The sequence below is a fragment of the Martinezella paranaensis genome (assembly GCF_014200235.1).
Lineage (GTDB): Bacteria > Pseudomonadota > Alphaproteobacteria > Rhizobiales > Rhizobiaceae > Rhizobium > Rhizobium paranaense.
The window spans coordinates 1-22,766 of the sequence record NZ_JACHBI010000001.1 but is presented as its reverse complement, the minus strand read 5'-3'; the positions used below and the strand labels follow the sequence as shown (position 1 = coordinate 22,766).

Sequence of the window (22,766 nt, the reverse complement as noted above, 5' to 3'; positions counted from 1 at the left end):
GTCCTTCGAGCTAGAGCGTGATCCCGAAAGCCGCAAAGCGGCTTTGCACAAGATCGCGCCAAATCAAATAATGGGAGCGAGGCCACCCGCCCTAAATCTGCATTTTCGTAATATCGAGAAAGGCCGAAACGACCTTGTCGCGCAGCGCGATCGCCGTCTGCAGCGTCTGATCCGCCTGCATGACCTTGTCGACCACTTCGCGGGTGCTCATCGTGCCCTTGATACCGGCGAAGGAGGCGTTTTCAGCTTCCTTCAGCGTGTTGACCGTGTCTTTCGCCACGTTGGACATGACCGAGGCAAAGCTGGTTCCGGTCACGTTGCCGATTGTTGAGCCAAGCGTCGATGCCAGGCTGTTGGACGAAGAGGAGCTTTGGTCCGTAGTGATGCTGCCGAGACCGCGGACTGCCGAAAGGGAGGAAATATTCTTGATAGCGTCAATCATTGTGCATTCTTCAAGAGATCGATGGTGGAGTTGATGAGATCGCGCGACTGCTTGATCGTTTGCAGATTGGCCTCGTAGGAGCGATTGGCTTCGCGCATATCGGCCATTTCAACGAGAACGTTGACGTTGGGCATCTTGACATAACCCTTCGGGTCCGCCGCCGGATTGTCTGGGTCGTATTCCTGGATGAACTTGCTGGTGTCCTCGCCCAACTTCTTCACCCCAACCGTGGTCAGGTTGTTGGCGCGATCGAGCTCGGCGCCGAACGTCACGGTCTTGCGGCGATAGGGATCGGAACCGGGGGTGTCGCCCGTCGAACGGGCGTTGGCGATATTTTCGGAAACAACACGCAGGCGGGTCGATTGGGCCTCCAGGCCGGAGCCCGCAATCTTCAACGCAGCTGATAAAGGGTCCATAACATCTTCACTTCATCTATTGTTTTACGGTCATCAACATCATGCGATGAAAGGAGCTGACCAGCGCAGTGTTCAAACCGTACTGGCGCTGGATGTCGCCGGATTTGGCGAGTTCGTCTTCCAGACCGACGGTGTTACCCGACTCCTGGACGCCGATTTCCTGATTGAGCGACGCTTCCTCGACGTTGACGTCGCCGCTCTGGCTGAATTCATTGCCCGAAAAATGCGCCGGATTGGTCTTCGCCATGGCGACGTTCTGGTTGTCGAGAACGGCTTGAAACGGCGTGACATCCTTGGCGTGGTACTTCGGGGTATTGGCATTGGCGATATTGCCGGCAACGACCTCTTGGCGAACCTGGAGCCACTCGGATTGCCGCGAGGCCAAGTCAAAGAGCTGAATCGGTTGCATGGGCTTCTCTCCGTTCTTACAGCAGGACCCTAGAGGAATAATCTTGCGTGGGACTTGCGGGGAATGCGTTCTTGCTAAAGTCTTTACTAAGTCTGATACGCAGGCGATTGCGGGTTCTTAGTTGTGGCCGTAAACATCACCCGTGGAGGTGATGATGACCCACTTTCCGTCGCGCTGTTCGATCGTCGCCAGACGGCTGTTATCGGGCAGGATCGAGCCGACGCGCACGACATACATGCCGGTGTCATCCTCAATCAGCGCCCGGCCGTTTGCGACATGCAGCAAATGGAACGGTGACTTGCCGGGGAACGGCTGATCTTCGGCCGGCTGGCCCTTATCGTCCTCGCGCCCGACGTTGCTAATCGTCGCCGTCGTCAACGGATCGGGAGCGATAACCTTCGGCTCGTTCGGGTTCTTGTTGACCATGGCCAGCGGCGAGACGTTGACGATCTCGCGTCCCGGCCAGTTCGGCAGATCGCGGGTACGATCGCCCTCGGCGACGTGAATGCCGAACTTGTCGGGGTTCAGGAACACGTACCAGGGGAAGAAAGCCGAGATGCCAGCGAGCAACAGACCGGTGCCGGCCAAGGCCTTATCGGTGAAGGTCCGCTTTTTTACCGGCCTCAGCGGAGCGACCGGTTCGTCTGCGTCGGATTCTCTCACGTTCGGCCTCTCTCTCGGCATGGTCCGAAAGGCGCGAAGCGGTTTCGGACAGGATGATGCGAAATCAAATGGCAGGAGCGAACGACATTTCGCGGAAACATCATTTTGCTCTCGGCGGCTGGATGGACGCGGCCGAGCCGTTTTTCAACGCGGTCGCAAGATCGGTGAAGGCGTCAGCCGAGGGGCGTTCGCCGGGAGTCTGTTTCAGAATGTCGTAGATGATCGGCACCTGGCGGACGGCCATGTCGAGATCCGCGTCGCTGCCCTGGCGGTATCCGCCAATCAGGCGCAGGTCGCGGGTTTCCTCATAGCGGTGCACGAGTGCCTTCAGGCGCGAAACCAGCTTTTCCTGATCCGGCGTCCAGGCCTTGCGCGCCAGACGCGACACCGAGGCCAACGGATCGATCGGCGGATAACGTCCCTCTTCCGCCAGGCTGCGCTGCAGCACGATATGGCCGTCGAGAATGCCACGGGTGGAATCGGCGATCGGGTCGTTGTGATTGTCGCCGTCAACGAGGATGGAGATGATCGCGGTGATCGTGCCGGTTCCTTCCGGCCCCGGACCTGCACGCTCCAGGAGGCGTGGCAGCTCGGTGAAGACGGAGGCGGGATAACCGCGCGCGATCGGCGGTTCGCCGGACGCGGTCGCAACCTCGCGGATGGCATGGGCGAAGCGGGTGACGCTATCGACGATCAACAGCACGTTGTCGCCCTGATCGCGGAAATGCTCGGCGATGGTGATGGCCGACAACGGCGCCATCTTACGCAGCATCGGGCTCTCGTCGCTGGTCGCGACGATGGCGATCGACTTCTGCATGTGGGGACCGAGCGTGTCCTCGATGAATTCGCGGACTTCGCGGCCACGTTCGCCCACCAGCGCGATCACCACCTTGTCGAAAGCATTGGCGCGCGCCAGCATCGACAGCAGCGTCGACTTGCCGACGCCGGAACCGGCGAAAATGCCGAGACGCTGGCCAAGGCAGAGCGGAGAGAAGATGTCGATGGCGCGCACGCCAGTCTTGAAACCCGTCTCAACGCGTTTGCGCGTCATCGAGGGCGGCGCCGTATTGGAGATCGAGCGCGACTCCATGCCGGCCGTCAGCGGTCCCAGGCCATCGATCGGCTCGCCCAGCGAGTTGATCGTGCGCCCGCACCAGCTATCGGATGGAGCGATACGGAAGGCGCCTTTGCGGATGACCGTGTCGTGGATGCCGATCGGCTCGCCCGGCTCGATCGGGCAGACATAGGTCAGCTCCGGCTCGACGCGGACGACTTCACCGAGATGGATGCCGGTCGAGGAACGGTGGGCGACGAACTCACCAAGGCGCACATGCCTGGAAAGGCCTGCGACGGTGTAGTGGCCGGCCGCGATGGTGCGCACATGGCCACCATCGGCAACCGTGTTTTCCGCCATCAAATATTGATCCGCCAAGGCGGCCATACGCGAGAATCTCGGCGACATCGCGCCTTCAGGCATCCCATCCTCGAACATCATCCGACCCTCTTACTGGCTGCCGCCGAGGGTCTTGATCGCATCCGAGAGCGTGCCTTCGCTGCTGTTCGTCAACGTCGAGATATTGTCGAAGGCACGGCTGACTTCGATAAGCTGGGTCATTTCCCGCATGCCGTTGACGTTGGAGTTTTCGAGATACCCCTGGGCGATACCGACATTGGAGCGGTCGACAACAGACTGCGGCGTATCGGTCGGCAACACGCCGCTATTGTCATAGCGCAGGAAGCCCTTGCTGATATCAGAGCTGTAGAGCCCGATCTTGCCGACTGGCTTGCCGTTTTGCGCGATCGTGCCGTCCGCAGACACACTCGGTGCGCCGCCGCCGGGATCAAGCTGGATCGGTGCGCCGCCGGGGTCCAGTACTGGATAGCCGCGGGTGGAGACCAGGGCGCCGCTCTCGCTCATGGTAAATCGGCCGTCGCGCGTCAGAACCAGGCCTGCCGGCGTGTTGACGCCGAACCAGGCGTCACCCTTGACCGCAAAATCGAAGAGATTGCCGGTGTTTTGCAATTCGCCGTTGTCGGTGGAGAGATAGTCGTTGCCTTGCGAGACGAAGGCGACCTTGGCGTTGAGCTTGTTTTCGGTATTGCTAAGAACTTGATTGAACTTGACCTCGGTGCCACGAAAACCCGTGGTATTCACGTTGGCCATGTTATCGGCGATCGTCGTCAGACGCCGCTCGAGCGCCATCTGCGATGACAGCGCCACATAAATACCAGACTGCATTTTCAACGCCCTCCGGACATTGGAGAATAACGGGAAAGGAAACGCCAGATATTGCGGCGCTCCTACATTTCGTTAGCCGGGCGTGGATGCCCTTACCCGATACTCTGCCTGCATTGGCTTGTGCGAAGCTGACACGACGAAAAGCTTGTTGCGGTGCACGCCGAACAGCCTCACGCAAGGCAAGTCCCCTACTTGATCTGAGGAAGCAACGTTCAGGTGTGGACTGGCGATGAATATTATTATCGGATTTGTAGTGACCTGCGGCTGCATCATTGGCAGCTTCATGGCGATGGGTGGGCATGTGGACGCGCTGTTCCAGCCCTTCGAATTTGTCATCATCGCGGGCGCGGGCATCGGCGGCTTCATCATGGCCAATCCGATGAAGGTCGTGAAGGATTCCGGCAAGGCGCTGGGCGAAGCCTTCAAGCACTCGGTTCCGAAGGAGCGCAATTATCTGGACACGCTCGGCGTGCTCTATGCGCTGATGCGGGACCTGCGCACCAAGTCGCGCAACGAAATCGAAGCCCACATCGACAACCCGGACGAATCCGTGATCTTCCAGGCCGCCCCGACGGTGCTGAAGAACAAGGAACTGACGGCCTTCATCTGCGACTATGTGCGCCTCATCATCATTGGCAACGCCCGCTCGCATGAGATCGAGGCGCTGATGGACGAAGAGATCAACACCATCCTGCACGACAAGATGAAGCCCTATCACGCCATCACGATCATGGGCGATTCCTTCCCGGCCATCGGTATCGTCGCCGCCGTTCTCGGCGTCATCAAGGCCATGAGCCACATCAACGATTCGCCCGAAGTGCTCGGCCACCTCATCGGCTCGGCACTGGTCGGCACCTTCCTCGGTATTCTCCTTTCCTACTCCGTCTGCGCCCCCCTCGTGTCGCAGATCAAGGTCGTGCGCAGCAAGCAGCATCGCCTCTACGTGATCGTGAAGCAGACGTTGCTCGCCTACATGAACGGCTCCGTACCGCAGGTGGCGCTCGAATATGGCCGTAAGACCATCTCCTCCTACGAACGTCCGTCGATCGACGCCGTCGAGCAGGAAATGATGAACCCCGGCGGTGAGAGCAAGGCGGCCTGACGATCATGAGCCAGGAATCACAAGCCAAGGTACAGACGATGGATCGCGCCCTCTTCGCCAAGCTGACCGGCGGCCTCGGCGACCAGGCAACCATTGGAAAGCTCGCCGCTGCCTTCGGTCAGGTCTACAGCGAATTCCTCCCCGACTTCATCAAGACCGAAAGCGGTCTCGATGTGTCCGTCGCCTATGCCGGCTGCCAGTCGGGATTGATGAACGATCTCATCGCCGGCCTCGGCGGCAACTGCGCGCTTGTGAACGGTTCCCTGCGCAACTGGGCGCCGAAATTCGTTCTCGGCTGCGGCACAGGCTTCATCATGACCATGATGGAGCACTTGCTGGGCGCGCTGCCGGAGACGATCGAAGCGCCCGTCGCGCGGCCGCTTTCGATCATCGAGCTCGACCTTGCCGTCATGGTCTTCGACAAGATCGCCAATGTGCTGCGCTCGGCCGTCAACGCATCCGGTGGTTTCGAACCCAATCTGGACGCGCCGTTTAACGTCGAGAACCGCCCGAAGCCCGCTGCCGACCAGGCTGACGAATTCGCCGCTGCCATCACGATGACGATTGCGCTCGGCAAGACCGTCTCGGAAATCATCGTCATCATCCCGCAGCAGGTTCTGCTGCGCACCGTGGTCAGCGTGCCCAAGGCGAAGAACCCATCCGCGGCGTCGGAAGCATGGACGGAGCAGCTCAGCGAACAGGTGCGTCGCTCGCAGGTGACGCTGGAAGCGCGCATCCGGCTGCAATCGCTGACGCTGAACACGATTTCCAGGCTCGCCGTCGGCGACGTCATTCCCTTCATGGACACGGATGATGTCCGCGTCGAGGTCAGCGCCAACAGCAAGGACCTCTACATCTGCGAATTCGGCCGCTCGGGCGAAAATTATACGGTGCGCGTCAAGGACAATGTGAATTCCGACGACGAGCTTCTTCGACACCTGATGAATTGACCGGCTGGCGGGTGGCCTCTCCACCCACGGCAGCTTGAGGCAAGTTTCAACTGGAATAGTGATTTCATGGTTAGGAAGACGACACAGAAAAGCAGCGAGGAATCGCTGGAAGTTGAAAACAGCGACGCCGCACTGGATGAGGCCATCGACGGCCTGCGCGGCGTGCTGAAGAAAGACACCGACGGCGGCATGCCGGATTTCGATGCCGATGCATTCGGCGCCGAGCCGGGCACGGATCTTTCGGCCTTCGGTGGCGATTTCGGAGACGACAACGCAGGCTCCGCTTTCGGCGGCGGCGATTTCGGCGGTTCCTCCTTCGCCGAACCGGCCGCTCCGGGCAGCGCGCTGACCGCCAATCTCGACCTGATCATGGATATCCCGATCGATGTTCAGATCGTGCTTGGCAGCAGCCGCATGCAGGTCTCCGGCCTGATGAACCTGACCGAAGGCGCGATCATCGCCCTCGACAAGAAGATCGGCGAGCCCGTCGAAATCACCGTCAATGGCCGCAGAATCGGCCGGGGCGAAATTACCGTGCTGGAACATGATGACACCCGCTTCGGTATCAAGCTCATTGAAGTATCGAATACGAAAAAAGCCTGAACCCGGTTCAGAATAAGCCCACTCCCTGTTTGGGACGGAGACGAAGACCATGATGGACTTTGACGATTTCAGCGGTGCGCTCACCGAGAAACCGTTAACTCAGGCTGAAAAGGCCGCAGCCGTTCTTCTTGCCATGGGAAAGCAGGTGGCGGGACGGCTGCTGAAGTATTTCACGCAGCATGAATTGCAGCTTATCATTGCCTCGGCGCAGTCGCTGAGGCTTATTCCGCCGGACGAGCTGGCGCAGCTCGTCGCGGAATTCGAGGATCTCTTCACCGAAGGCGCGGGTCTGATGGACAACGCCAAAGCAATCGAGAGCATCCTCGAGGAGGGCCTGACACCCGACGAGGTCGACAGCCTTCTCGGCCGGCGCACGGCCTTCCAGGCTTACGAGACCTCGATTTGGGACCGCCTCGGCGAGGCGGATCCGACCTTCGTCGCGAAGTTCTTCCTACGTGAGCATCCGCAAACCATCGCCTATGTGCTGTCGATGATGCCGTCCTCTTTCGGCGCCAAGGTTCTGCTGCAACTGCCGGAGGCGCAACGCGCCGACATCATGAACCGCACCGTCAATCTCAAGGATGTCAGCCCGAAAGCGGCTCAGATCATCGAAAACCGCGTGCTGGGGCTGATGGCGGAAATCGATGCCGAACGCAATGCTGCCGGTTCGACGAAGGTGGCGGAGCTGATGAACGAGCTGGACAAGCCCCAGGTCGACACGCTGCTCACCTCGCTGGAAACACTCAACAAGGAATCGGTCGACAAGGTACGCCCGAAGATCTTCCTCTTCGACGACCTCACGCTCATGCCGCAGCCGAGCCGCGTCATGCTGCTCAACGACATCGCGGCCGACATCCTCACCATGGCGCTGCGCGGCTCCTCGGCGGAGATTCGCGAGATCGTGCTCAGCTCGATCAGCCCGCGCCAGCGCCGCATGATCGAATCCGATCTGCAGATGAGCAATACGGGCATCAACCCGCGCGAAATCGCTATCGCGCGGCGCGCGATCGCCCAGGAAGCCATCCGGCTTTCCAACTCCGGCCAGATCGAACTCAAGGCAAAAGACAAGACGCCTGTGGAAGAAGCCGCGTGACCTCAGCGCGACTCACCTAAATCGTCTTAGACTATTCAAAACAAGGCCGTGCATGACGCACGGCCTCTTTCCGTTTCATGAAGGACGGCTGCTTTGGCTGACGAAGACAAGGACAGTAAAACAGAGAAACCGACGGAGAAAAAACTCCGCGACACTATGGAGAAGGGCAATGTCCCTCACTCCAAAGAAGCAACGCTCTTCGCGTCGATGCTTGCAACCGTCATCTACGTCACCTTCTTCCTGCCAGGGCGCATGGGGCGCATGGGCGAGGTGCTGCGCGATCTCTTCGAAAAACCCGATCAGTGGCGGCTCGATACAGGGCCGGACGTCATTTCCCTGTTCATCCGTATCGGCTGGGAAGTCGGCAACCTCTTGCTGCCCGCCGTCGTGCTGTTCTTCGTCTTCGGCATCGGCTCCTCGCTGTTCCAGAACCTGCCGACACCCGTTCTCGACCGCATCCAGCCACAGTTTTCCCGCATATCGCCGGTCGCCGGCTGGAGCCGCATCTTCAGCACATCGGGTTTCGTGGAATTCGGCAAGTCGCTTGCCAAGATCTTCGTGGTCGGCGTCATCATGTTCTTCGTGCTGCGCGGCCAATTCTTCCATGCAATCGATTCGCTGGTTTCCGATCCGCAGACGATCTTTGTGCGGCTGTCGACCATCATCCAGAGAATTCTGACCATCGTGCTGCTGGCAACCGCCATCGTCGCCATCGGCGACGTGCTCTGGACCCGTTTCCATTGGGTCGATCAGTTGAAAATGACGAAGCAGGAGGTCAAGGAAGAATTCAAGCAATCCCAGGGCGACCCGATCGTCAAATCGCGCCAGCGCTCGATTGCCCGCGACCGTGCCCGCCGGCGCATGATGAAGCAGGTGCCGCGCGCCACTTTGGTGATTGCCAACCCGACTCACTTCGCCGTAGCGTTGCGTTATGTGCGCGAGGAAAACGACGCACCCATCGTCGTCGCCAAGGGACAGGACCTCATCGCCCTCAAAATCAGAGAGATTGCCGAGGCAAACGGCATTCCCGTCTTCGAAGATCCGCCACTCGCGCGCTCCATGTTTGCGCAAGTCTCGGTAGATAGTGTCATCCCGTCAGTGTTTTACAAGGCCGTCGCAGAACTGATTCATAGGATCTATGCCGCGCAGTCGAATAGAAAACGGGTACGATAAATCGAATGAAAAAATCCCCCTACTCTGCCCAACGTGAACAAATTCTGGCCGAAGCCATCAGCCCGGTCGCCAGCGAATTGCGGCTCCTCGACGCGGCCGATCTGATTTCGCTGCTGCGCTTCGAGCGCTATGGCAATCTCGCCGACCTCGTGGCTTCGGCGGCTGAGCTTTATTTCCATCCGGGCACTGTCAATTTCGGCCTCGGGGGCGACTACAAGCTCGAATGGGGTGGGCCGGCGGAAGTCACCATCGACCTCGAAATCAAACCGCGCGGCGTCACCGTCTATGCCAAGCTGGCGCTCGCGGAACATCATGCCGGCATCGAGATCAACCACATCGCCTTCGATAAAGCCTCGGCCGATCCGGACGAGAACACCGCGCTCCTCGCCCGCAGCCTGCGGGACGCCCGCTACGCGATCGGCGGAACGACGCGCGCAGCCTGAAGAAGGCTCAAACCATCCCAAATTTCATGATGAATGTCCGCTGAGGTAGCTCAGCATTGGTGCGGTTCGGCCTTTCAAGGAGGCGCAGAACCGCACCATCTTTTTGCTTTTCCAAAATTCCAGGGAAGATCCTGTCCGTTATGGGATCACCTGGCGGCGGATAAGATGCTTTGGATTCAAAAGACCGGAACCGGCCCTTATGCGTCCCCGTGAACGCCCGCCGGCTTAGCTGATATAGCCGAAGCGGATGGCTTTCGCGATTGCCTGAATGCGGTTGACGCTGTCGAGCTTGATCGTCGCCGAACCGAGATAGGCGTTGACGGTATGCACCGACAATCCCAGCTTTTCGGCTATTTCCTCACTGATCCGGCCATCGCCGGCAAGCTGCAGACAGGCGATCTCGCGCTCGCTCAGCGCTTCGGCGGCCGGCGATCGGCGTTCGTCCAGTGACAGGAGATCCATCATGATCTGGCAGCTACGGCCATGCAGCTCGACGATCATATCGCTCGTGAGATCCATGAATTTCGCGGCGAACACGACATAGCCGTTGCCAACCGATCCCAGACGCACCGGAAAAGCGACGCCGGCAAAGGGCAGGAGATGCGGCTTCAGACGCTGCGTGAAAGAGGCAAAGTCGGGCGTCTCGGCCGTGCTGTCGCTATCACGGCCGTTCCACATCAGCGGCAGCAACGACTTTTCGATATGCTCGATCATCGCCTCCCCATAGGCTTCGACGAAGGCCTTATTGACGACGGTGTTGGTCGAGCCCCAGTTTTCCAACTCACAGACCAGGCGCTGCTTGCTCGGCAGGCCGGAGCCGCTAAGGCGATAAACCGCAAAATTCTGCGCGTCGATCAACTTCTGCATCGACACCAGTTTCGGGAAGAGATCAGACCGGCTCGATATCCGATGCGAACGGCCGAGCCTTGCTTCGCTTGGCGTGTCCGTCGTCCTAACCGGCTGATATCGCATTCAATAGGCTTTCAAACGAGGTTGTTTCTGACAGCAAAGGCGATCGCTTCCGATCGCGTCTTGGTCGCGGTCTTGCGCATGACGCTGGTGATATAGTTGTTGATGGTGTTTCTGGAGATGCCGAGGATCATGGCGATCTCGTCGCTCGTCTTGCCCTCTGCAATCCAGAACAAGCATTCAAGCTCACGCTCGGTGAGATCGAAATCACGCTCGGACTTGCCCTCCGCGCAGCGCGTGAAGCTCGCGAAGTAACCCGACAGCAGTCCCACGTCACGCAGCCGCTCGGGCGACAGCAGCAGGCCATCACGGGCAAGCAGCATCAGCGAAAAGCGTGTGCGCCCCACATTGAAGGTCAGCGAGCAATATTGGCGGCTGACGCCTTCCGGCAACTCAACATCGTCAGGCAGGTAAGCAAAATTCGGCTGGAACAGCGACATGCATTTCTCAAGCTCGCCGGTGCGGCCGTAGCCGCTGGTGAGTTCGGAAGCAAGACGCCGGACAAGATCGAAAGGCCAATCGGAGGACACGACGAAATCGAGGCCGCTCTCCTGGATCAGGTCGCAGCGGGCCAGCAGATAATGGGAGGCGCCGACATAGTCGGTGAGCAGACGCAGGCCGGATTGGAGATAGGCCGGGCCGGCAATGGCGCTCAATTGCTGAATGAGCTGATCGCGCGACATCGCATTGGCGGACGCGGCCAATCGCATATCCTTCTCGCCCTTGCTCCCCTGCAATATCTGCATGTCCATTTTTTGCATTTCCTGCCGCTGTCAGGCGCTCAAACGCCAACGAGAGCATTGCTCGGTCTGGACCCGGCACATAAACCTCGAAGATAGCGTCGATCTTCAAAAAGGCGTCTGCGCCAACTCAATTTGCTACTGCATCCATACGAGTCCCTGCGGACGCACGGCGCAGTAAGCGCGCTAATATATAAATTCGGTTTCGGCAAATCGCATTGGCGCGAATCGCTGAAATCATGATCAACTGACTATAGACTGATTTCCCCGCGCACCGGCATCTCCAAAATAGTCTGAATTTACCAAAACACGGATTTTATGATCTGATTCGCGTCGCTTCGACGCAACTACGAATAGATATGATGATTGTAAGTCGATTCCTTCTACCCAGCAACGAAATTTCCGATCAGACCACAGCTTGCAACCACATCCCATCACTCGATTTCGTTATGCTGAATTGAAGCAGATATTTATCAAAACCCAGAGTTTATGCGATCAAGCTGTACTCTTCCGATAACGTGAAAAGACCGGGAGCGTCTCCCGGTCTTTCTATCAGGCGGCGGCGTTGTCGACTGCCCATTTTCTGAGGATCTTGGCGGCGCGTTCCTCGCTGATTTCCACCATGCGCGAGAGGCGGCGTTCCGGCCCTTCCTTGACGCGGCGATTGAAGGTGCCGCCGTCTTCGCCCATCGTCAGCAGATCGTCGGTGCTGTCGAAGCCGAAGTCCGAGCCGAAGCCGTCCATCAGCGCGGCACCCGGTCCGCCGACCGCAGGAGCGAAATCCGGCAGTTCCAGGCCCGCCGCTTCCGGCAGAGCCGCGCCAGCCACACCGCCGCCGAGCGAGCGGATCAGCGGACGGAAGCCCATCCAGACGATGAGGAAGGCAACCGCGACGAAGGCAGCCGAGTTGATGATGCCGGCCATATTGCGGCTCAGCATGCCCATGATGTCGAAGCTCGAGGATGTGTCATCGAGCAACTGGTTGTCGAGGAAGTCCATCGCATTGACGGTCACCACGTCGCCACGGCCAGTGTCCACGCCGGCGGCGGTCGTGACAATCTTCTGCATCTCGGCGATATAGGCGTCGACCTTCGCCTGATCGGCCGGCTGACCGACCATCTGGGCGATGCGACCCTTGTTGACCACAACGGCCACCGAGAGTTTCTCAACCCTGTAGCTGTTGCGGGTCGTCGCCGTCGTCTTGCTGTTGATTTCGTAGTTGGTCTGTTCTTCGCGCTTGTCGGACTGGTCGTTCGATGTCGGCCCGCTGCCGCCGGACTGCGGCGCAGCCTGCGGAATGTTCTGCTCGACGGTTGCCGCCGTATCCGACTGGCGCTGCTGCGACTTCTGCGCTTCCTTGGTGGTACGGACCGAGCGCTCGACCTTCGATTCCGGATCGTAGGTAGTTTCCTGCACCTGCTGGCTGTCGGTATTGAGCTGCGCCGTCACGCTGGAGCGGAAATTGTCCATGCCGAGGAAGGGAGCGAGCGCCTTGTTGATATTCGATTCGACCTCGTCCTGGACGTTCTGCACGATGCCGAGATTGCGGTTCAGCGCGCCATTGCTCGGATCGTCGCCAGAGGCGAGCAATTGGCCGGTGGAATCGAGAATCGTGACGTCGTCGACCTCAAGGCCGGGAACGGCAGAGGCAACGAGATGGCGGATGGCCTGGGCCGACTTGCGCGCCGATTCGGCGTTCGCTCGGATCATGACGGAAGCCGTCGGCTTCTGGTCCGCCTTACGGAAGTTGCCGACATCCTGCATGACGATGTGGACGCGTGCTGCGCTAATGCCCGTGATCGAGGTGATCGTGCGGGAGATTTCGCCTTCGAGCGCACGGACGCGGGTCACTTCCTGCATGAAGGAGGTCAGGCCGAGAGAGCCGACATTGTCGAAGAGTTCATAGCCGGCATTGGTGCTGTTCGGCAGGCCGCGCTCGGCGAGAAGCAAACGCGCCTTGCCGGTCATGCCAGCCGGCACGGTCAAGCTGGTGCCGTCCGTGCCCACCTGGAAACCGATATTGGCTTCGGCAAGCGCGATGCTGATCTGGTTCAGATCGGTCGCGTCCAGGCCCACATAGAGCGTTTCCTGGGCGGGTTTATTGACGTAGAGGGCTGCAAACAGAATCAGCGCCATGGAAACGACGCCGACGCCCGCCATGATCAGCAGGCGTGTCCTCCCCAGGTTCTGCAGATTCCTGAACAAGGGAACTAATTGATTTAACAGATTCATTCTGTTCTCGCACGATTCGTCAAAGACCTTGATGGCTTTGTGCCCTGCAGCGAAGATAGAAATCGAAACTTGTGCGAGCGTTTCGTCCGGGCCGGAAAAAATGAAAACGTCTAAAAATTTATCCGAGATAATATAGGAAAAACAATATCAGGCGCGGCGCTTCCGATCAGAAGAAATCGAAGTCGCCGGCGGCCTTGGCCAAGGGTTGCGAATGTCCGTGGCGACCGGCGCCGCCGAGAGCCTTCTGCATTTCGGCGAGCTTGACCAGGCTCAGCGCGGTAGCAACATCGACCATCCAGCCCTCCGGCATGCCGCCGGTGATGGTGTCGATGAACTCGGCAATGCCCCGCGTCTTCTGCACAGCGAGATCGATGCCCTGCATGACCTTCATCGAGTCTGGCGAATCCAGCACGTTGACGCCGCCGAGATCGAGCAGTTGCGGTTCGATGCGTTCGATCAGATAGGCGACATCGTGCAATTCCGAGACGATGCGCATGAGGATGGCGGGGAGCGCCTCCTGCATGTCGGATACTTCGGCACGCGGGATCGTGGTCATCAGGTAGTCCTCGTTGATCAGAAAAATTCGATCGTGTTGTCGACCGGCTTCGGGGCTGCAACGGGGCGCTGTTCCAGAGCCACGGTCTTCTGCGTTTCGGCGCCGGTCAACGGGTATTGCCGGGCACGGCCGGAGATCGGCCAATATTCGATCTTGCGTCCATGCTCGCCGCCTGTGCTGGAGCCAACCACCGGAATGCCTTCGTCCCTCAGGAACTGCATGGCGAAGGCGGCATTCTGTTCGCCGACATTAGAGAAAGTGGCAATCGTCTTCGCACCGCCAAAGACCTTGGCTTCCAGCCGGTCACGACGCGCGCCCTGCTTCAGGAGACCGTTGATCAGAAGCTCCATCAGATGCACGCCGTAACGCGTCGCGTCGCCACCACTCGTCGGCGAAGCGGCCGTTCCCGGCAGCAGGAAATGGTTCATGCCGCCGACGCCCGCGATCGGATCACGCAAGCACGCCGCCACACACGAGCCGAGAATGGTCGACAGCACCACGTCCGGATCGTTGATGACCTTGTACTCGCCCTGAATGATGTGCACGCGACGGGCAGCACCCTCAACGATCATTTCAATGCTCCGAACACGGCCTCGATAGCCGCTTTCATCTTTTCAATGGTGAAGGGCTTGGCGAGAACGTTGTTGGCGCCGAGCTGGGCGGCCTTCTGCACCAGCGCACGGTCGCCCTGCGCCGTGAGGATGATGAAGGCCGCTTTCTTCGTCGTTGGATTGGTGCGCACGGCCTGCAGCAGGCCGAGACCATCCATCTTCGGCATGTTGAAGTCGGAGATCACCAGATGATGCGGCTGCTGCTCCATGATCTTCATGCCCTGCTCGCCGTCACCGGCAGAGGTAATTTGCTTGAAGCCCAGTTGCGTCAGCGCATCGCTCAACAACAGACGGCTGGTGACCTGGTCGTCGACGATCAGAACTTTGATCTTCTCCGCTATAGACATTATTCGCTTCCTTCCTTACGGGCGGCTGTTACTTTCAATATTTCCTCGCCAATGGCGTTCAGCGGAACCTGCTGTTCGACTGCACCGAGTTCGAACGCGACCCTCGGCATTCCGTAGACCACGCAGGTCTTTTCGTTCTGGCCGATCGTGCGAGCGCCGGCATGGCGCATCTTGAGAAGACCGGCGGCGCCATCGCGTCCCATGCCAGTCAGGATCACGCCGACCGCGTTGCGGCCGGCGAGCTCGGCGACCGAATCGAAGAGCACATCGACAGAAGGACGATGGCCGTTGACAGGCCCGCGATCGACCAAGCGGCAATGGGGCGCCGATGCGTTGGCGACCTGCAAGTGTCGATCGCCGCCGGGCGCCAGGTAGATCTTGCCGATTTCCAGCCGCGCGCCATCGGTCGCCTCCTGCACCACGGGTGCGCAGAGGCGGTTGAGCCGTTCAGCAAAGCTTCGGGTAAAGGTTGGCGGCATGTGTTGGGTAATGACCGTCGGCGGGCAATTGGCCGGGAATTTCTGCAGGACCGCGATCAGTGCTTCGACGCCGCCGGTGGACGAACCAATCGCAACGATCTTGCGACCGACGCGGAAATCCGCGACCGCTGGGGGCGGAGCATGCTCGGCGGCGGGCTTGCTATATTGCCGCTGCGAACGAGCGGCCGCCTTCACCTTTTCCGCCAGATCGCCGAAAGGACGCGGCTCGCCCGGAGCAGGCTTGCCGACGCAATCGAACGCGCCGATTTCAAGGGCTGCTAGGGTCGCCTCGGCACCACGATGCGTCATGGTCGAGACCATGATGACCGGCATGGGCCGCAGCGTCATGATCTTTTCGAGAAAATCGAGGCCGTTCATGTTCGGCATCTCGATATCGAGCGTCACGACATCGGGATTGAGCGCCTTGATCGCCGCACGCGCTTCCATTGCATCGCCGGCCTGGCCGATGACATCGACCTCCGGATCGGAGCGCAGAACAGCGGTGATCAGGCCACGCATCGTGGCAGAGTCGTCAACGACAAGAACACGGGCGGGGGCGCTCATGCTTTCCTCCCGTTTGAATTGGCAAGACGGCGGTAGGTGGTGATGCCGATATTGTCGAAGATGTGCTTGGCTTCACCCGACACGCGCTCGGAATGGCCGATGTAGAGGTGGCCGTTCTCCGGCAGCAGGCCGGCGAAGCGCGACCAGATCTTCGTCTGCGTCGGTTCGTCGAAATAGATGACGACGTTGCGGCAGAAGATAACATCGAACATGCCCTTGAACGGCCATTGTGCCATCAGGTTCAGCTCGTTGAAGGTGATCAGCCGCTTGACGCGATCGTCGATCTGGAACTTGCGGCGGCCCTGGATGTTGACTTCCTGGAACCATTGCTTGCGCATGACGGGCGAAACCGTTTCGAGCGACGTCTCGTCATAGGCGCCCGCACGGGCAAGGCCGAGGATCTTCGGATCGATATCGGTCGCCAGAATCTTAAAATCGAAATCGGCGGCGTTCGGCAACAGCGACAGAACTGTGAGCGCTATGGAATAGGGCTCCTGCCCGTCGGAACAGGCTGCCGACCAGATGCGAACGCGACCACCGCTTTTGGCGCGGGCCAGAAGGCCGGGGAGAACCTCGTCGCGCAGATGATCGAAATGATGATTCTCGCGGAAGAAGCGGGTGAAATTCGTCGTCAGATGCGACAGCATCTCGCGCCGTGCCGCTGCCCCCGCCGGCGAGGCGACCAGCACGCAATAATCGCGAAAGCCCGGCAGGCCCAGTGCGCGGATATGCTTCGACAGCCGCGAATAGACCAGCGAGGCTTTGGTCTCGTTGAGAGAAATTCCGGCGTCCGAATAGATCATGGCGGCAATTTCGGAAAGATCGCGCCGCGTTAGCGGATATTCGCCGCTGGCCAGCACCTCGTCCGGGGAAGCCCTGAAATCTGTTGCTCCCATCATACTCATGCAGCTTCGCTTTCGCTGTCCGGGAACAGTGTTTCGAGTTCGATAAGGCAGATCATACGGCGGTCGATCGCCAGAATGCCGCGTGCAAACTGCCGCTCATAGTCGGAAGAAATTTCCGGCGTCGGCTGAATATTGTCGTCGGTCACCGTCAGAATATCGGACACGGCGTCGACCAGCAGGCCGACGACCTTGCGCTTGACCTGCGCCACGATAATCACATGGCGTGCGGTCGGCTCGGCGCGCTTCATGCCGAGGCGGGCCGAGAGATCGACGATCGGCAAGACGGCGCCGCGCAGGTTGATAATGCCAAGGACATGGGCCGGCGAATGCGGCATGGCCGTCGCCGGCGTCCAGCCGCGGATTTCACGAACCGACATGATATCGACGCAGAATTCCTGATCGCCGATGCGGAAGGCGATCAGCTCACGGGCACCCTGGGTCATGTTCTTGACGGCGTATGACATAGGCCTAACCCGCTGCTGCGTACGACATCTCGGCCTTCAGCGACTGCCCGCGGGAGGCGCCGACTACAGCATCAACGTCGAGGATGAGAGCGACGCGCCCATCGCCAAGGATGGTCGCAGCGGCGATGCCGGGCACATGCGTGTAGTTCGCTTCGAGGCTCTTGATGACGACCTGGCGCTGGCCCTGGATGGCATCGACCATCAGAGCGCGCTGGCCGCCGCCTTCCGATTCCACAAGCAGCGCGACACCGTCGACCGGATTGGCCTGCGTGGCGCGGAAGTTCAGGATGCGGCCGACATCGACCAGCGGGCAGAAGCTGTTGCGGATCGAGATCAGGCGGTGGTTGGCGCCGAAGGAATGGATCGCGGCGGCTTCCGGCTGCAGGGTCTCGACGATGGCGGTGAGTGGCACGACCAGCGTCTGGCCGGCCACCGTCACCACCATGCCGTCGAGGACGGCCAGCGTCAGCGGCAGGCTCATGGTGAAGACCGAGCCATGTCCCGGCTTGGAGCTGATATTGATGCGGCCACCGAGCGCCTGGATCGAGCGCTTGACGACGTCCATGCCGACGCCGCGGCCGGAAATGTCGGAGATCTTATCGGCCGTCGAGAAGCCCGGCAGGAAGATCAGGTTGTCGATCTCCTCGTCCGAGAGGTTGGCATCGGCAGGGATGAGATCGTTGTCGATCGCCTTCTGACGCACCTTCTCGCGGTTGATGCCGGCGCCGTCGTCGGCGAGTTCGATCAGGATGCGGCCGGACCGGTGCTTTGCCGTCAGGCGAACCGTGCCTTCCGGGTTCTTGCCGAGCGCCGTGCGCTTTTCCGGGGTTTCGACACCGTGGTCGACGGCGTTGCGGATCATGTGGGTGAGCGGCTCGGCCAGCTTATCGATGACCGTCTTGTCGACTTCGGTGTTTTCACCCTCGGTGATCAGGCGGATCGACTTGCCGGTCATGTCGGCGATTTCACGGACGATACGCGACATGCGCTGGAAGACCGGCTTCACCGGCTGCGCGCGGATCGCCATGACGCTGTCCTGGATCTCGCGGGTGAGCTGCTGCAGCTCTTCGAGGCCCATGTTGATCGAGGATGCGCCATTGTTGTCATTCTCGATGACGCTCTGCGACAGCATCGCCTGGTTGATGACAAGCTCGCCGACGAGGTTGATCAGACGGTCGACACGGTCGAGATCGACGCGGATGGTCTGACCGGCGGCGGCGGCATTGTTCTGCGCGGCAGCATTGGCAGCGGCAGCAGCGGCGGCTGCCGCTGCTTCCTTCTTTTCGACACGAGCTGCAGCAGAGGCAAGCTGCGTGACATTGCTTGCCGTTTCGGCGGCTGCAACGGCGGCGGCGGCATCGCTTTTCGGCTGCGGCGCTTCGGCGGTTTCCACAGCCGGCTCATCGCTGTCGAGAACGGAGAGATCGAAGGGCACGGGGACCATCGGCAATTCTTCATCGGTACCAGCAGCGGCGTCTTCGACCAGCCGGATATCGAGCTCGCAATCCCATTCGGCAAATTCGAAGACGGTGCGGATGGCGTCTTCACCCTTGTCCGTCTTGATCGAGATCGTCCACTTGAAGTAGGCGCCTTCGGGATCAAGCTGATCGAGGCCCGGCAGGGCGTCCGTGTTGCAATGGATGCTCATCTCGCCGACGCGCGAGAGATCGCGCAGCAGCAGCGTGGCGTCGTTGCCTTTGGCGTAGAGATCGGAGCGCGGCTTGAAGCTGACTTCGTATTCCGGCATGCCCGCAGACGCTTCGTCGCCACCGAAATCATCGTCGAAGCTGAAGGGGATCGGCTGAAAACCGCTGTCATCCGTGGGAGCGGGCGCGGCTTTGACGGGGGTCGGAGCTGGGGCGAGTGCAGCGGCCTTTGCCGGCTTCGGCGCGGCTTCGGCGGCTGCCGATGCCGAGGGCAATTCGCCGTGGGCCAAAGCTTCCAGTTCCTTGACCAGGCCCCTGCTGCGGGCCTGATCGACACTGCCGCCATCGCGGGCGGCGTTGGTCAGGTCCGCCAGAACGTCGGCGGCCTTGAGCATGACCTTCAGGACATCCTGGGTCGGCTCCAGCTTGTTGGATCGAACACAATCGAGCGTCGTCTCGAAGACGTGGGCAAAGGCGACAAGGTCATCCAGACCGAAGGCCCCTGCCCCACCCTTGATGGAATGAACGGCACGGAAGACGGCGTTGACGGTTTCCGGATCCCGGTCGCCATCATTCATTTTCAGGAGACCGGATTCCAGTTCGGCGAGCTGCTCCTCGCACTCCTGGAAGAAAATCTCTTTGATTTCGTTCATATCCATAGGAACAGATCCTGTTTAAGCGGTTACACGCTCGATGGCATCGATCAGTTTGGCGGGATCGAAGGGCTTGACGATCCAGCCCGTCGCACCGGCCTGACGGGCACGGTTCTTCTTTTCGGCGTCGCTTTCGGTCGTCAGCACCAGGATCGGGATGGCCCGGTACTTGTCGTTGCGGCGCACGCCCTCGATGAAGCCGAAGCCATCAAGGCGCGGCATGTTGATGTCCGTGACGATGACGTCGGGATTGGCTTCTTCCAAAACCTCGAGACCCTCGACTCCGTCTTCGGCCTGGATGGTCTCGAAGCCGGCGTTGTTGAGGGTGACGAGAAGCATGTTTCGAATGGTCCGTGAATCATCCACGGTCAGCACTTTTTTCTTCATTGCCGGATCTCCTTGGCAAGCAGGTGATCGATGTCGACGCCGATCAACTGCATCGTTTTTTGAAATGCGTCCGACACCTTCGAAAAGGTGAAGGACAGCTTGTCTTCATTCCAAGTCTTGGCGGCGGCCATGATGACCTGGACGCACAAGGCCCCGATCCTCTCGACGCCGGACGCATCGATCACGACATTGCTGCCGCGCAGTCCCACCAACTTGCCGCGAAGCGTCGAGGCTTCGTTGAGGTCCAGCACCGCGGCCAGACTGATTGTCTTTTCGCCCTTCCTGCTCGGCATCGCTTTATTCCTTGTTGCCTAAAATCGGGTCCCACAGCCCGCATGCGCATAAAATAGAGATGTCAGTATGCATTCCGTTCGCCCCCGAACCCGGCCCTGCGAAGCGGAAAATCGAATTCGGCGGCACTCCCCTCGTCACGCCCGGCAAGCCCTTCGTCGCGCTGAGCGATCGGCAAGCGTTGCGGGGCATTCACCGGGCGCGGCACCGCCGCATGGCGACGCTCGCGCTCCAGGCGGAATTCGCGGATCGTCTGGCCAAGTTCCAGGATGACGGTATGAAGATGATCGGCGCCCTCATTCGAGCGACGGGCAAGGCTTTCGGTGGCAGCGGCGCGTTCGCCGAAGCCGCCGATATCCGTCGTCACTGTGCGCAAGCCGGCTGCCTGTTCATCGGTGGCGGCGGCGATGCCGGAAATAGCATCGTTGATATCGGTCACCTGACGGACGATGCCGCCGATCGCTTCCTGCGTGCGGCCGACCATCTGCACGCCGGCATCGACCTGCGCCTTGGTGCCCGTCACCAGCACCTTGATCTCGCGAGCCGCATCGGCGGAGCGTTGGGCAAGCGCGCGGACTTCCTGCGCGACGACGGCAAAGCCGCGGCCGCTATCGCCGGCGCGCGCGGCTTCGATACCGGCGTTGAGCGCCAGCAAATTGGTCTGGAAAGCGATCTCGTCAATGACGCCGATGATCTGGCCGATCTTTTCCGCCGACGTCTCGATATCGGCCATGGCGGAAATCGCCTGGCCGACGACCCGGCCGCTGTCTTCGGCAGCAACACGGGTGGAGGCGGCGGCGCGCTCGGCCGACCGAGTGGTCGCGGCATTGCTGCGAACCTGATCGGCCAGTTCGGCGAGCTGCCTTGCCGACAAGGCAAGCCCTTGGGATTGCTCCATGGAATTTTGAGCGAGGGAACGGGAATCGCGTGCGAGCGCATCCGTCGCCGCATCGGCGGCCTGCACCCTGCCGGACAGTGCCGCAAATTGCTCCTGGATGTCGTCCAGAGCGGCATTCAGCGTCTGCGCCAGTTCTGCATAGGCTTCTGGACCATCAGCAGGCAGGCGGGCGGTCAGATCGCGTTCCGCAAGGCTGCGAATGACATCGGCAAAGAGTCCGGCAGCTTCGGCATGATCGGAGCTACGCTGTTCGGCAAGCGCCCGCTGATGGTTGAGCCGCAGCTCGTTGAAACGCAGCGACACGGCGATTTCGACATCAACCATGACGAGGCGGACGGCAGCCGTGATCAGTTCGCTCAGCTCACGGGCGCGGCGCTTGGTGCCGGGCAGGATGGCGCGGCCGCCCATCTCCTCGACGATCCCAGAGAGAAGATGCTCCAGCACCACGCCGTGACCGGCGACGTGCCAGCGCGGGTCGAGCCCCATCTTGCTTTCGGTATCGGAGAGAACCTTGACGCGCTCGGCATAGAGGCTGTCAAAACGGGCATCCGTCAACACGCCCCAGTGCGAGGATTGCAGGTCCTGCAGCCGTTCGAGCTGGCTTTCACTGTTAAAATTACGGGAGGCGTCCGGAAAAGTCTGGAGGCGGTGGAAGAGATCGCGCAGGCCGGCTTTCAGATGCGCGTCGAACATCGGCCGGTTGCGGCGCACGATTTCGCATTGCTCGGCATCGAGACCAGCAAAACGCAAACGGTCGCGAAGGCTGCCCGCCTGCGCCCGTCCTGCCTGATCTGATGGCGAATCCTGCGCCAAAATCGTCCCCACCGAACTGCCGGGCGTAGAAACGCCGGCGAAACCACTGAATGATCCGGTTCAGACGCGATGAAGAGACGAGGACAGGTGCACGCCGCCTCCGGTTTATTGACCGGGACGCTGAAGCTCGCTCGTTCATCAAGGCCTGTTCGGACCGTTTGATGACATTGATACCGGATCTGACCCGGTACGACGGGGCGGCTTCATGCCTGGTGAGAACGAGTGACAGTTTTCCCATTCCGACGTGCTAGTCCAATGTTTATGGTTAATTCCTTGCTTGAAGGTTAATAAGACCCGGTAGCTATCCCGTTTTGATTTAAACTATCTCGGTTCGATTTCCGTTGGCGGTCGTTTTGAGTAAAAACCGCAATATCCGCAAGTCACGGGCAAGCTTCATATTCTAAATTGCTAAGTAGAGACACTTTCGATGTCGATACGGAGAGAGCAATGATTGTTCTTGGTTTGACTGCTTCGCTGACGGCCGGCATGACGCTTGCTGCCTTCGTGTTCCTAAGCCTCATCGATGAGGCTCGCAGCAAAATCGCTCCGCGCGTCCTCTGAGAATCCTGCCTCAAACGCCTTTATACCAAAGCTCGATGATTAGAACTCATTGGCCCATTTCCTGCGTCCGATTGACATGATGCGCCAAGGCTGGCGTTGAAGCTTGCGCCATGCATC

The 22,766-nt window shown here is 60.0% G+C and carries 25 protein-coding genes; 6 read left to right on the top strand and 19 right to left on the bottom strand.

Annotated features, from left to right (window positions below):
* Nucleotides 1-91: 91 nt before the first annotated feature.
* The 6 genes from fliE to flgF all read right to left on the bottom strand — a co-directional run bounded on the left by fliE (nucleotide 92) and on the right by flgF (nucleotide 4,169).
* On the bottom strand, nucleotides 92-442 hold the full coding sequence (gene fliE / locus GGD50_RS00125) for a flagellar hook-basal body complex protein FliE (protein WP_107106986.1): 351 nt from the start codon (nucleotides 440-442) through the stop codon (nucleotides 92-94).
* Complete coding sequence (gene flgC, locus GGD50_RS00120; RefSeq protein WP_107106985.1) at nucleotides 439-858, bottom strand: flagellar basal body rod protein FlgC; 420 nt, start codon at nucleotides 856-858, stop codon at nucleotides 439-441. The genes fliE and flgC overlap by 4 nt, the downstream gene beginning before the upstream one ends.
* Nucleotides 859-874: 16 nt before the next feature.
* Nucleotides 875-1,267: a flagellar basal body rod protein FlgB gene (gene flgB / locus GGD50_RS00115; RefSeq protein WP_107106984.1), complete on the bottom strand. Its 393-nt coding sequence runs from the start codon at nucleotides 1,265-1,267 to the stop codon at nucleotides 875-877.
* 117 nt (nucleotides 1,268-1,384) lie between these two features.
* The gene (locus GGD50_RS00110) at nucleotides 1,385-1,951 is read right to left on the bottom strand and encodes a flagellar protein (RefSeq protein ID WP_210318705.1); all 567 of its coding nucleotides are present in this window, start codon (nucleotides 1,949-1,951) and stop codon (nucleotides 1,385-1,387) included.
* A gap of 79 nt (nucleotides 1,952-2,030) precedes the next feature.
* Nucleotides 2,031-3,422 (bottom strand): flagellar protein export ATPase FliI, encoded by a 1,392-nt coding sequence (gene fliI / locus GGD50_RS00105; RefSeq protein ID WP_107107055.1) that lies wholly within the window; start codon nucleotides 3,420-3,422, stop codon nucleotides 2,031-2,033.
* A gap of 12 nt (nucleotides 3,423-3,434) precedes the next feature.
* The gene (gene flgF / locus GGD50_RS00100) at nucleotides 3,435-4,169 is read right to left on the bottom strand and encodes a flagellar basal-body rod protein FlgF (protein WP_107106982.1); all 735 of its coding nucleotides are present in this window, start codon (nucleotides 4,167-4,169) and stop codon (nucleotides 3,435-3,437) included.
* Between the two features lie 229 nt (nucleotides 4,170-4,398).
* On the opposite strand from flgF, the gene motA reads away from it, so the two are divergent.
* From motA to GGD50_RS00070, 6 genes are all read left to right on the top strand, one after another.
* Entirely contained in the window at nucleotides 4,399-5,271 is an 873-nt protein-coding gene (gene motA / locus GGD50_RS00095) for a flagellar motor stator protein MotA (protein WP_107106981.1), read from the top strand.
* Between the two features lie 5 nt (nucleotides 5,272-5,276).
* On the top strand, nucleotides 5,277-6,221 hold the full coding sequence (locus GGD50_RS00090; protein ID WP_107106980.1) for a FliM/FliN family flagellar motor switch protein: 945 nt from the start codon (nucleotides 5,277-5,279) through the stop codon (nucleotides 6,219-6,221).
* Nucleotides 6,222-6,287: 66 nt separating this feature from the next.
* Nucleotides 6,288-6,824 carry a flagellar motor switch protein FliN gene (gene fliN, locus GGD50_RS00085; RefSeq protein ID WP_107106979.1) on the top strand — a complete coding sequence of 179 codons (537 nt, stop codon included), beginning with the start codon at nucleotides 6,288-6,290 and terminating at the stop codon, nucleotides 6,822-6,824.
* A gap of 49 nt (nucleotides 6,825-6,873) precedes the next feature.
* On the top strand, nucleotides 6,874-7,917 hold the full coding sequence (gene fliG, locus GGD50_RS00080) for a flagellar motor switch protein FliG (RefSeq protein ID WP_107106978.1): 1,044 nt from the start codon (nucleotides 6,874-6,876) through the stop codon (nucleotides 7,915-7,917).
* A 93-nt stretch (nucleotides 7,918-8,010) separates the two neighbouring features.
* Nucleotides 8,011-9,090, top strand: coding sequence for a flagellar biosynthesis protein FlhB (flhB, locus tag GGD50_RS00075; RefSeq protein ID WP_107106977.1), 1,080 nt, complete (start codon nucleotides 8,011-8,013; stop codon nucleotides 9,088-9,090).
* 5 nt (nucleotides 9,091-9,095) lie between these two features.
* Nucleotides 9,096-9,533: a hypothetical protein gene (locus GGD50_RS00070; RefSeq protein WP_104821987.1), complete on the top strand. Its 438-nt coding sequence runs from the start codon at nucleotides 9,096-9,098 to the stop codon at nucleotides 9,531-9,533.
* A gap of 225 nt (nucleotides 9,534-9,758) precedes the next feature.
* On the opposite strand, the gene visR is transcribed toward GGD50_RS00070, so the two are convergent.
* From visR to GGD50_RS00005, 13 genes are all read right to left on the bottom strand, one after another.
* A complete protein-coding gene (gene visR / locus GGD50_RS00065; RefSeq protein ID WP_107106976.1) occupies nucleotides 9,759-10,505 on the bottom strand; it encodes a transcriptional regulator VisR in 747 nt (248 codons plus the stop codon).
* 11 nt (nucleotides 10,506-10,516) lie between these two features.
* On the bottom strand, nucleotides 10,517-11,254 hold the full coding sequence (visN, locus tag GGD50_RS00060; RefSeq protein ID WP_107106975.1) for a transcriptional regulator VisN: 738 nt from the start codon (nucleotides 11,252-11,254) through the stop codon (nucleotides 10,517-10,519).
* A 540-nt stretch (nucleotides 11,255-11,794) separates the two neighbouring features.
* Entirely contained in the window at nucleotides 11,795-13,474 is a 1,680-nt protein-coding gene (gene fliF / locus GGD50_RS00055; RefSeq protein ID WP_107106974.1) for a flagellar basal-body MS-ring/collar protein FliF, read from the bottom strand.
* 166 nt (nucleotides 13,475-13,640) lie between these two features.
* Nucleotides 13,641-14,030, bottom strand: coding sequence for a chemotaxis protein CheT (gene cheT / locus GGD50_RS00050; RefSeq protein ID WP_107106973.1), 390 nt, complete (start codon nucleotides 14,028-14,030; stop codon nucleotides 13,641-13,643).
* A 17-nt stretch (nucleotides 14,031-14,047) separates the two neighbouring features.
* Nucleotides 14,048-14,602 carry a chemoreceptor glutamine deamidase CheD gene (gene cheD, locus GGD50_RS00045; protein WP_028751183.1) on the bottom strand — a complete coding sequence of 185 codons (555 nt, stop codon included), beginning with the start codon at nucleotides 14,600-14,602 and terminating at the stop codon, nucleotides 14,048-14,050.
* Complete coding sequence (locus tag GGD50_RS00040; RefSeq protein WP_107106972.1) at nucleotides 14,599-14,988, bottom strand: response regulator; 390 nt, start codon at nucleotides 14,986-14,988, stop codon at nucleotides 14,599-14,601. The genes cheD and GGD50_RS00040 overlap by 4 nt, the downstream gene beginning before the upstream one ends.
* A complete protein-coding gene (cheB, locus tag GGD50_RS00035; protein WP_107106971.1) occupies nucleotides 14,988-16,031 on the bottom strand; it encodes a protein-glutamate O-methylesterase CheB in 1,044 nt (347 codons plus the stop codon). The genes GGD50_RS00040 and cheB overlap by 1 nt, the downstream gene beginning before the upstream one ends.
* Nucleotides 16,028-16,936 carry a protein-glutamate O-methyltransferase CheR gene (gene cheR / locus GGD50_RS00030; protein ID WP_107106970.1) on the bottom strand — a complete coding sequence of 303 codons (909 nt, stop codon included), beginning with the start codon at nucleotides 16,934-16,936 and terminating at the stop codon, nucleotides 16,028-16,030. Before cheR ends, cheB begins: the two co-directional genes overlap by 4 nt.
* A complete protein-coding gene (locus GGD50_RS00025) occupies nucleotides 16,933-17,400 on the bottom strand; it encodes a chemotaxis protein CheW (RefSeq protein WP_107106969.1) in 468 nt (155 codons plus the stop codon). The genes cheR and GGD50_RS00025 overlap by 4 nt, the downstream gene beginning before the upstream one ends.
* 4 nt (nucleotides 17,401-17,404) lie before the next feature.
* Nucleotides 17,405-19,705 (bottom strand): chemotaxis protein CheA, encoded by a 2,301-nt coding sequence (locus GGD50_RS00020; protein WP_107106968.1) that lies wholly within the window; start codon nucleotides 19,703-19,705, stop codon nucleotides 17,405-17,407.
* Between the two features lie 15 nt (nucleotides 19,706-19,720).
* On the bottom strand, nucleotides 19,721-20,086 hold the full coding sequence (cheY1, locus tag GGD50_RS00015; RefSeq protein WP_028751177.1) for a chemotaxis response regulator CheY1: 366 nt from the start codon (nucleotides 20,084-20,086) through the stop codon (nucleotides 19,721-19,723).
* A complete protein-coding gene (locus GGD50_RS00010; protein WP_107106967.1) occupies nucleotides 20,083-20,379 on the bottom strand; it encodes an STAS domain-containing protein in 297 nt (98 codons plus the stop codon). The genes cheY1 and GGD50_RS00010 overlap by 4 nt, the downstream gene beginning before the upstream one ends.
* 62 nt (nucleotides 20,380-20,441) lie before the next feature.
* Nucleotides 20,442-22,088, bottom strand: coding sequence for a methyl-accepting chemotaxis protein (locus tag GGD50_RS00005; RefSeq protein ID WP_107107054.1), 1,647 nt, complete (start codon nucleotides 22,086-22,088; stop codon nucleotides 20,442-20,444).
* Nucleotides 22,089-22,766 lie beyond the last annotated feature (678 nt).